Source organism: Mesorhizobium sp. M1027 (assembly GCF_040318745.1).
GTDB lineage: Bacteria > Pseudomonadota > Alphaproteobacteria > Rhizobiales > Rhizobiaceae > Mesorhizobium.
On record NZ_JAMYMW010000012.1, the window covers coordinates 210,645 to 219,295 of the forward strand.

Genomic DNA, 8,651 nt, shown 5'->3' on the forward strand with positions numbered 1-8,651 from the left:
TCCTCAGCCTTCGACCGGCAGGTCGAGCTCGCCGGCCAGCACCTCGAGCGCGTCACCGATGATGGATATGATCTCGCCGATCTGCGCGGCGGTGACGATCATCGGCGGCGCGACCATGAAATTATCGCCGTCGACACCGCCCTTGACCTTGCGTCCGTAGATGATCAGGCCGCGCTCATAGGCGAGGTCGAGCAGGCGCTGAGTGGCCTTTTTCGCCGGCTCGATCGGCCTCAGCGTGTCCGGATCGGCGACCATTTCGGCACCGGTGAGCAGGCCCTTGCCGCGGACGTCGGCGATGAACGGAAACCGCTTCGCCAATCCCTTCAGCTCGGCCATCAATAGCTCGCCCATGACAGCCGCGTTCGCGATCAGGCCGAGACGGTCCATCTCGCCGAGCACGGCGAGCCCGGCGGCGCAGGCGAGCGGATTGCCGGCATAGGTATGGCCGTGCTGGAAGCCGCCCGACGCGAGCAATGGCTGCACCAGCCGCATCGGTGCCACCAGCGCACCGAGCGGGGCATAGCCCGAGCCCAGCCCCTTCGACAGCGCGACGATGTCTGGCTTGCAGTTCCAGTGGTCGCCGCCAAGGAATTTTCCGGTGCGGCCGGCACCGCTCATCACTTCGTCATGGATGAGCAGGATGCCGTAGCGATCGCAGATCTCGCGGATGCGCGGATAATAGCTGTCGGGCGCCACCAATGCTGCCGTGGCAGCGCCGCCGACCGGCTCCATAATGAAGGCGAGCACGCTCTGCGGTCCCTCGGCGAGGATCTTTTCCTCCAGCATGTCGGCGTAGCGGGTGCCGCGCTGTTCCATCGAAAGATTGTCGCGGTCGCGCCAGGCGGCAGGCGCCGGCACCGTCGGCATGACCTGCATCATCGGCGCAAAAGTTTCGGCCAGCGCATCGTCGCCGGTGACGGCGAGCGCGCCGAGCGTGCCGCCATGATAGGACGGAAAGCGCGTGATCACCTTCCAGCGGCTGGGCTGGCCGATGGCGACTGCCCATTGCCGCGCCAGCTTGACGCAGGATTCCGTTGCCTCCGAGCCACCGGAGACGAAAAAGATGCGGTCCAGGCCCTCGGGGAGTTTGGCCGCCAGTTGCCGCGCGAGCTCCTCTGCCGGTTCGTTCTCGAAATGCAGGCGGTAGGCGAAGGTGGCGCGGTCCATCTGCCGTTTCATCGCATCAAGCACGTTGCGATTGGAGTGGCCGATATTGGCGACCATCGGGCCGCTCGATCCGTCGATGAAGCGGCGGCCATCCTGCGTCCACATGTAGATGCCTTCGGCGCGGTCGATCAGCGGCCGGCGCAGGCTGGACAGGTAGAACAGATGCGAGGCTTCGCGGGCTTCCGGGGCAGGGGACTTCAGCATGTCATGACTTTCCGAGATAGCGGTCGAGGACATTTCTGGTAACACGCTCGACCATCGCATCCTGCCTTAGCAGGCCGGCAACCCATTCGCAGCTTCCGGCGTGAAACACCTCGCCTTTGCCGCGCCGGAAATTGACGATCATGCCGTTCCCGCGTTTGACCTTGTCCAGATTGGCGTCGCTTGCCTCGCCGAACAGCGTTTCGGCGGTGAAGCGGCCGTCCTCGTCGCCGAGGAACTGGTCCTCGAACGGGATGTCGGCGCTTTCCTCGACCTGGGCAGCCATGCCGACCGCGAGCACCTGCAGGCCGTTCGGTGCGCCGCTGTCGGGCGTCGGGTAGGGCAGGCCGCCGCGGATCTCGAAATCGAGCCCGTCGACCTCATAGCCATAGACATGGCTGTCGGCGCCGAGCAGGTCGCCATAGTAGATGCCGGTACCGGCGAAGGCCCAATGCTCCGGCCGGTAGACCGGAAAGCCACGCACCCCGCGCGGCGCGCAGCCGCCCCAGCCGGCATAGACGCCTCTTGTCGCGTTGAGGCCGAAGGTCGCCGCACCCGGCCGGCCGATTTCCGGCGCTTCCCAGGAATTGGTGGCGCGCTTCATATCGCCGCCGCGATAGGCCGGGTCCTCGGCGCGGGCGCGGTATTTGTAGCAGACCTGCCGGCGGCCTTCGTCCTCCAGCCTGGTCTGCCACATGAAGTTGCCGGCAAAGCGCGCCGCATTACCGCCGCGCTCGACATAGGTGTCGACCGCATCGCGCATTTCCCAGGTCCAATATTCGTCGTGGCCGACGAAGACGACGCAGTCATAGCCGTCGAGAATGTCGGGCGAAAAATGCAGATCGTGCTGGCTGGCGAGATCGACGGCGTAGCCGGCACGCTCGGCGAAGCGGAAGAAATGGCTGTCGTAGCTTGCCCAGCCGGCTGAGGCGTATTTCTTCGAATGGCCGGTGGCAAAGGCCCATTCCATGTGCGGATAGCGCGGCACGGTTTTCGGCGGCACCGCGACTTCGAGCGGCACGCGCGGCGCATCCTTGGGCAGCACGACGAAGCCGCGGCACCAAGGCCGCTGCGTCGACACCATTCGTGCATACTGGTCGCGGGCCGGCCCGGTGATGCCTTCGTAATGGTTGGAACCGCCCCATGTGTTGTAGGCGAGCCAGGTGCCGGTGGCCGCGACCTGCAGCACGCGGCCGGGTTTCTTGCCGGGCTGCGGCGAGACGATGAAAAGGTGATGACAGCGGATCGGCTTGCCGTCGCGACCGTCCGCTTCAAGCGTGACGCGATAGGCGCCGGATGGCCAGTCGTCGCCGATGCGAAACTCGAACGAAGCTTGCCAGCCGCAGCCTTCGACCGAACATTGATCCGGCGTATCTTGCCAGCGCGCCGCAATCCCGGTCCTTTCGAACATTGTCGTTTCCGCGCCGCCGTCGCGGATGATTGCGATGCCGAAACCGGCGGCCGTCGAACTGACATGCAGCGCCACCATCTCGCCGGGGCGATAGGAAAAACGGTCGCTGTAGCACCAGATTTCGCCGCGCCTGCCATCCATACCGGGCCATTCCCAGTAATGGCTGCGCACCGCCTGGCGTCGCTGCTCCGGCGTCAGTCCGAAATCGGGAAACTCGGTCGGCAGATGGTTCATGGACACCGCTAAGGTCGAAGGCCGCCATTTCGGCCATCCGCCGGCCAAGCGTCAATTGGAAACGATCGGGCCAGCCGTTGCCGGGCGCTCCCTTGGCCTTGCCGGACAAACAGACTATCTCACAAAGGGCGGCCTTGTCCGCCACGGGAGCCGATATGCTGAGAGTGCAAAAGGTCAGGGTCAACGATATCTACGTGCCAACGGCGCGCAAGAAGACGCTGCATCCCGAGACCGTCCGCCATCTGGCCGAGGACATTCTGGAAAACGGCATGAAGATGCCGATCCAGGTGCGCCATGACGGCAAGCGCCATATCCTGGTCGAAGGGTTGCATCGGCTGGAAGCGGCCAAGTGGCTCGGCGAGACCGAGATCGACGCCTATCTGGTGCAAGCCAAGCGCCACTGAAGCCACTCAGTTCCCTCATTCGAATCTCCTGTCCCGCGGATTTTTTCGCGGGCCGTGTCGGCTTGCGTCGTGTCGATTCGTCCTAGACACGGAAGCCAAACCGAAATGTGAGGAAACACCATGACCACCAAGCTCGACGTCGCCCCCAACTCCGATCGCGAGCTGGTTCTCGCCCGCATCATCGATGCGCCGCACGAGAACGTCTATCGCTGCTGGACCGAGCCAAAGCTGTTGACGCAATGGTTCTCGCCGAAGCCGTGGATGACGCCGCGCGCCGAAATGGATGTGCGGACCGGTGGCTCCACCGTTGTCGTCATGGCCGATCCCGACGGCAAGGAGTTCCCGAATCCAGGCATCTTCCTCGAAGTCGTACCGGGCAAAAAGCTCGTCTTCACCGATGCCTATACGAAGGCGTGGGAGCCGTCCGAAAAGCCGTTCATGACGGTCGTGCTGACCTTCGAGGACGAGGGCGAGGGCAAGACGCGCTACATTGCCCGCGTCGCGCATTGGTCGGTCGCCGACCGCGAACAGCACGAGAAAATGGGTTTTCACGACGGCTGGGGCCAGTGCGCCGAACAGCTTGAGGAGGTCGCCAAGCGACTTTGATGCAAACGGGAGAGGGAGACTGATGTCCAGATCGATATTTTTCGCCATTTTCGCCTCGGCCGCCGCGCTGTTTGCCGCGCCGGGCACCATCAACGCAGAGGAGGCCAAGCCCGCCATGACGACCGCAACCACAACACTGCCGACGCCGGAAAAATCCGGCCTGCTGCCGATCAACGGCCTGAACTATTATTACGCCGTCTATGGCAAGGGCGAGCCGCTGCTTCTGCTGCATGGCGGTCTCGGCACGACCGACATGTTCGCGCCGATCCTGCCGAAGCTTACCGAAAACCGCACCGTCATCGGGGTCGACCTGCAGGGCCATGGCCGCACCGCGCTCGGCGACCGGCCGCTCAGCCTGGAGGCGATGGGCGACGACATGGCGGCGATCGTCAAGGCGCTCGGCTACGACAAGGTCGACGTGATGGGCTATTCGCTGGGCGGCGGCGTCGCCTTCCGCATGGCCGTCCAGCATCCCCAAACGGTGCGCCGCCTGGTGCTGGTCTCGACTGGCTACGCCGCGGACGGCTTCTATGCCGAGATGCGTGGCCAGCAGGCACAGGTCGGCGCGGCGATGGCCGACATGATGAAGGACACACCGATGTACAAATCCTACGTCGCGGTTGCGCCGCATCCGGAGGATTTTCCGAAACTGCTCGACCAGCTCGGCGCCTATATGCGCAAGGACTACGACTATTCGGCCGACGTGCCGAAGCTGAAAATGCCGGTGATGCTGGTGTTCGGCGACAGCGACATGTACCGGCCCGAGCACGAGATCAAATTCTATCAGATGCTCGGCGGCGGGTTGAAGGACGCCGGCTGGATGCGCGAGAACCTGTCGCAGAACCGCCTGGCGATCGTGCCGAACCGCACCCACTACGATGTGTTCTTCGCGCCGGAACTGACAGCTGCCGCGCTGCCGTTCCTCAATGGCCAGACCAAGGTCAAGACCTGGGACGAGGTCGTCAACGAAACGAACTGACGCCCAGTCAATTGTCTGCCGGCCGTCTTCCGCGAGATGGCCGGCACGTCGCCCATGGGGCCTTGGCCCGGCGCATCGGCCAATCGTGTATTGGCCGCATCACAGCTATAGATGGCGCCATCAAAGCTTTTCAATTGACGCTGCCACGCCTATCGATAGGTATGCCGCCTATCCTCACAGGGCAGGGACGCGGGTGATGGCAAGATATCAGGGCGGGTGTTTGTGCGGCGCGGTGCGCTACCGCGCCGAGGCGGCACCGATCAATGAGCGCGTCTGCCATTGCCGGTTGTGCCAGAAGGCGCTGGGTGCCGCCTTCAACGCGCGCGTGCTGTTCCGCATCGATGATGTGACGGTCGAGGGACCGCTGGCGACGGTGAATTCCTCGCCCGATCTCAAGCGCGGCTTTTGCCCGTGCTGCGGCACGACGATGTTTTCCCGGCGCGATTCCGCCGGCATTATCGGCATCACCACCGGCTCGCTCGATGATCCCTCGTTGTTTAGGCCTGAGATGCATATCTGGACCGCCTCGAAGCAGCCCTGGGTGCAGATCGACGACGGCCTGCCGCAGTTTGAAGGCGCGCCACCTCCGATTTGAGGTGGAATCTGGACAAAATTTAATCCGAAGCGACACGAGATAGCCGGCAAAGCGTCATTGGCGGGCCATCATTGCTGCCTATCTATTGGCGTGCGGGCAGGCAGTCGAGGAGGCGACGGATGAACGACAGCATCAACACCCTGGATGAACTCTTGAGCGATCCGATGATCATGCTGGTAATGGAGCGCGACCGCGTGCAACCGGCACAACTTCGCACGTTGCTCGAAGAAAAGATCCGCCGGGTAGACGATGATGCGCCGGTCAACGATCGTTTTGTACCGCCGGCCCACCTGATGGCCACGACCTGCCACAAGCTGTGGCTGTGCGGCTAGGGTCTTGAAGCGGTCAGCCGGAATTTGCCGGCAAATAGCTGTAATGGCTGCGGAAATAGGCAAGCTTGAAGCCGAGGCGTGCATAGTTGCGGTAGGCTGGCCCCTCACGTTCGGCTCGCGGCGCCTCGATATCGGCCACGAACAGTTTTGCACCGGCCGCAAGTCCGTCGCGCACCATCGCTTCGCCGAGCATTGCATCGAGGTCGAAGCTCGGCGCCATGATGCCGGGCACCGGCGCGTCGATGCCGCTCCAGGCCATGCCGTCGGCACCGATGAACATCGAGCGCACCGCCGCCACCGCGCCGTCCCGCCGCAGCATATAATGATGCCAGCCGCGTCGGCCGGCCAGCGCTAGCAACCATGGTGAGGTCGGCAACCGATATTGGCTGTCGATGAACCCAGCCCATTCCCTTGCCGTTGCCGACGTCACCCGCTCGACCGAGACATCCTTCGACGGGAAAAGCGGCTCCGTTGGCAATGGCGTGGCGTCGCGAAAGATGCGTTCCCAACCGCCCTGACGCTGCAGGCCGCGTGCCTCGAGCCAGCAGCTGAGCGTCGCGGGCTCGGTATGCGGATTGGTGTAGAACCAGGGCCGCAGAATACCGGCCTCGCGATAATGCGCCAGAAGCGCGTCGAGCCGGCTCTCGGTGGCAGCGCTATCGACACCGAGATTCTTGACGCAGTTGAAATGGATGAACGGGATCGTCGTGCAGGTGGTCCAGACGAGATCGCCATCTTCGGCGATGGCAAGGCCTTGCCTTGCGGCAAAGTCTGCCGGGGCGGCGCGATAGAGATCGAGCCAGGCATTGACCTCGGCGCGTTCGATAACGCGGCTGAGATCGCGCGATATTTCGTCGATCCCGATGGCGGGCGAGCGTGGCTCGGGCGGGGCTACGGGCTGCAATTCTGATAGGGCGGCGGGCTGCATGACTTCCTCCCAAGTATGGCCTTACACCGTAAGATTAGTGGAGACTAATCTCATGCCGTGAGTTGTCAAGCGGGATTGCGAGGCAGCCACGTGGTCGAACGTTGGGGGATGGCGCACCCCCGTCCGGGCGAACGTTCCGATGCAAACCCCCTAACAATTCGATTCAAACTTTGTTGGTAGTTTCTTGTTAGGAATCCAGCTTGGTTTGTCCGACGGCGTTGTCCTGCCTTCGGTCTGTTGTGTTTTGCGTACAGGTCCAGATGCGGTTATCAGGCGTCGTCATCTTTTCGATCGCAGCGCTGTGCCTTGCCGGCTGCACGTCGACCTCCGGCGTCGATGCGCTGCAAGTGCCGTCCGGCGAGACCACCAGCTCGGTTGTGCGGCCACCCGCGCCGGTGGCATCCGTGGCGAAGACTGATGCTGCGCCCGCTTTTGCCGAACAGGAGCACGACGAACAGCCGGTCGCGATGAACGTGCCCGATCAGGACATCGAACCGCCGGCCGAGGTCATCGCGCTGATGTCGCCGCCGAAGCGGCTGACACGCGCAGCACCGGCGATGCTTGCCGAGCCGGTCACGCGCTATGGTTTTCGCGACGCCAAGCCGATCAATTTCGGTAAGTCCTCCTCGCCGAGGCGCCTTGCCGTCCATGGCGTCGACGTTTCGCGCTGGCAGGGCAATGTGAACTGGCAAAAGCTGCGCGCCCAGGGCGCCAACTTCGCCTACATCAAGGCGACCGACGGCGGCGATCATATCGACCCGATGTTTACCAGGAACTGGCGCAATGCCGACGCCGCCGGCCTGAAGCGCGGCGCCTATCACTTCTTCTACTGGTGCCGCACCGCCGGCGAGCAGGCCGACTGGTTCATCCGCAACGTGCCGAGGGTCGAGGGCGCGCTGCCGCCGGTGATCGACGTCGAGTGGAACGGCGAATCCAGCTGCAAGCGCCGCCCGTCGCGGCAAAAGGTGCTGGAAAAGATGCAGGTGTTCATGGACAAGCTCGAGCGCCACTACGGCCAGCGCCCGATCATCTACACCGCGCCCGATTTCTACCGTGACAATCTGCGCGGCGCCTTCCCCGATTATCCATTCTGGCTGCGCGCCGTGGCCGCGCATCCGTCAAAGGTCTATCCCGGCCGCAAATGGCTGTTCTGGCAATATTCCGGCTCCGGCCTGTCGCACGGGGTGAGGGGCCGCATCGACCTCAACGTGTTCCATGGCGATGAGCGGGCATGGCGCGACTGGGTTGGCGGCCGGCAGATGGTAGCGGAGGCGGAGTAGCGGCAGCTCTTGCCTTCTCCCCTTGTGGGCCTGTTGCGTAATTCGCTGATTGTGATTCTCTGAGACGAAGCTCGGAGGGAATCGCGATGGCAGTGAAGCAGATGGGCCAGTTGAGCTTGGCGGAGGCTTTTCTGGGCGGCAAGTTGGCTGGCGGTTCTTCACCGCTTGATCGATTGTCGGGTCTGGTGAAGTGGTATCGCTTCGAGAAGCTGCTCAACCCGCTGCGCGATGGCGGACCCGGACGGGCAGCTTGGCCACCGCTGGTTCTGTTCAAGGCGCTTTTGCTGCAGTCACTCTACGGCCTGTCGGATCGCGAACTTGAGGAGGCGCTTGGCGACCGGCTGTCGTTCCGGCGCTTTGTAGGGCTCGGGTTGGAGGAGAGCGTTCCCGACCACACGGTGCTTTCGCGTTTTCGCAATCTGCTTGTCAGCGAAGGGCTGCTGGAGAAGCTGTTTGGCGAACTGGACCGGCAGTTGGAGAAAGCCGGTGTTATCCTGAAGCGGGGAACGATGCT

Annotated in this window: 9 protein-coding genes and 2 pseudogenes; 8 read left to right on the top strand and 3 right to left on the bottom strand. The window is 63.5% G+C overall.

Features of this window, described 5'->3' with window-relative positions:
• Window positions 1-3: 3 nt before the first annotated feature.
• Both NKH50_RS23040 and NKH50_RS23045 read right to left on the bottom strand, forming a co-directional pair.
• Window positions 4-1,371, bottom strand: coding sequence for an aminotransferase family protein (locus NKH50_RS23040; RefSeq protein ID WP_352881161.1), 1,368 nt, complete (start codon window positions 1,369-1,371; stop codon window positions 4-6).
• 1 nt (window position 1,372) lies between these two features.
• Entirely contained in the window at window positions 1,373-3,013 is a 1,641-nt protein-coding gene (locus tag NKH50_RS23045) for a N,N-dimethylformamidase beta subunit family domain-containing protein (RefSeq protein WP_352881163.1), read from the bottom strand.
• 155 nt (window positions 3,014-3,168) lie between these two features.
• On the opposite strand from NKH50_RS23045, the gene NKH50_RS23050 reads away from it, so the two are divergent.
• The 5 genes from NKH50_RS23050 (at window position 3,169) to NKH50_RS23070 (ending at window position 5,929) form a co-directional block, all read left to right on the top strand.
• Entirely contained in the window at window positions 3,169-3,417 is a 249-nt protein-coding gene (locus NKH50_RS23050; protein WP_023674751.1) for a ParB N-terminal domain-containing protein, read from the top strand.
• 120 nt (window positions 3,418-3,537) lie between these two features.
• Window positions 3,538-4,023 carry an SRPBCC family protein gene (locus NKH50_RS23055; protein WP_352702439.1) on the top strand — a complete coding sequence of 162 codons (486 nt, stop codon included), beginning with the start codon at window positions 3,538-3,540 and terminating at the stop codon, window positions 4,021-4,023.
• Between the two features lie 22 nt (window positions 4,024-4,045).
• Window positions 4,046-5,002, top strand: coding sequence for an alpha/beta fold hydrolase (locus tag NKH50_RS23060; RefSeq protein WP_352881164.1), 957 nt, complete (start codon window positions 4,046-4,048; stop codon window positions 5,000-5,002).
• Between the two features lie 196 nt (window positions 5,003-5,198).
• A complete protein-coding gene (locus NKH50_RS23065) occupies window positions 5,199-5,597 on the top strand; it encodes a GFA family protein (protein ID WP_352881166.1) in 399 nt (132 codons plus the stop codon).
• A 119-nt stretch (window positions 5,598-5,716) separates the two neighbouring features.
• Entirely contained in the window at window positions 5,717-5,929 is a 213-nt protein-coding gene (locus NKH50_RS23070; protein WP_352881168.1) for a hypothetical protein, read from the top strand.
• A gap of 13 nt (window positions 5,930-5,942) precedes the next feature.
• Here the strand turns inward: NKH50_RS23070 and NKH50_RS23075 are convergent, their stop codons facing one another.
• Window positions 5,943-6,857 carry a hypothetical protein gene (locus NKH50_RS23075; RefSeq protein ID WP_352881170.1) on the bottom strand — a complete coding sequence of 305 codons (915 nt, stop codon included), beginning with the start codon at window positions 6,855-6,857 and terminating at the stop codon, window positions 5,943-5,945.
• A 260-nt stretch (window positions 6,858-7,117) separates the two neighbouring features.
• On the opposite strand from NKH50_RS23075, the pseudogene NKH50_RS29015 reads away from it, so the two are divergent.
• From NKH50_RS29015 to NKH50_RS23085, 3 genes and pseudogenes are all read left to right on the top strand, one after another.
• Window positions 7,118-7,261, top strand: a pseudogene (locus NKH50_RS29015) (glycoside hydrolase family 25 protein); the annotation flags it as partial.
• Window positions 7,262-7,351: 90 nt separating this feature from the next.
• A pseudogene (locus NKH50_RS23080) lies at window positions 7,352-8,137 on the top strand (glycoside hydrolase family 25 protein); the annotation flags it as partial.
• Between the two features lie 86 nt (window positions 8,138-8,223).
• Window positions 8,224-8,651: transposase (locus tag NKH50_RS23085; protein WP_352881172.1), on the top strand; the 428-nt coding region annotated here is incomplete at its 3' end.

Excerpts from the sequence above, each read along its gene's own strand:
- NKH50_RS23060 (WP_352881164.1), top strand. The coding sequence starts at position 4,046 with ATGTCCAGATCGATATTTTTCGCCATTTTCGCCTCGGCCGCCGCGCTG.
- NKH50_RS23055 (WP_352702439.1), top strand. The coding sequence starts at position 3,538 with ATGACCACCAAGCTCGACGTCGCCCCCAACTCCGATCGCGAGCTGGTT.
- NKH50_RS23075 (WP_352881170.1), bottom strand. The coding sequence starts at position 6,857 with ATGCAGCCCGCCGCCCTATCAGAATTGCAGCCCGTAGCCCCGCCCGAG.
- NKH50_RS23065 (WP_352881166.1), top strand. The coding sequence starts at position 5,199 with ATGGCAAGATATCAGGGCGGGTGTTTGTGCGGCGCGGTGCGCTACCGC.
- NKH50_RS23045 (WP_352881163.1), bottom strand. The coding sequence starts at position 3,013 with ATGAACCATCTGCCGACCGAGTTTCCCGATTTCGGACTGACGCCGGAG.
- NKH50_RS23070 (WP_352881168.1), top strand. The coding sequence starts at position 5,717 with ATGAACGACAGCATCAACACCCTGGATGAACTCTTGAGCGATCCGATG.
- NKH50_RS23050 (WP_023674751.1), top strand. The coding sequence starts at position 3,169 with ATGCTGAGAGTGCAAAAGGTCAGGGTCAACGATATCTACGTGCCAACG.
- NKH50_RS23040 (WP_352881161.1), bottom strand. The coding sequence starts at position 1,371 with ATGCTGAAGTCCCCTGCCCCGGAAGCCCGCGAAGCCTCGCATCTGTTC.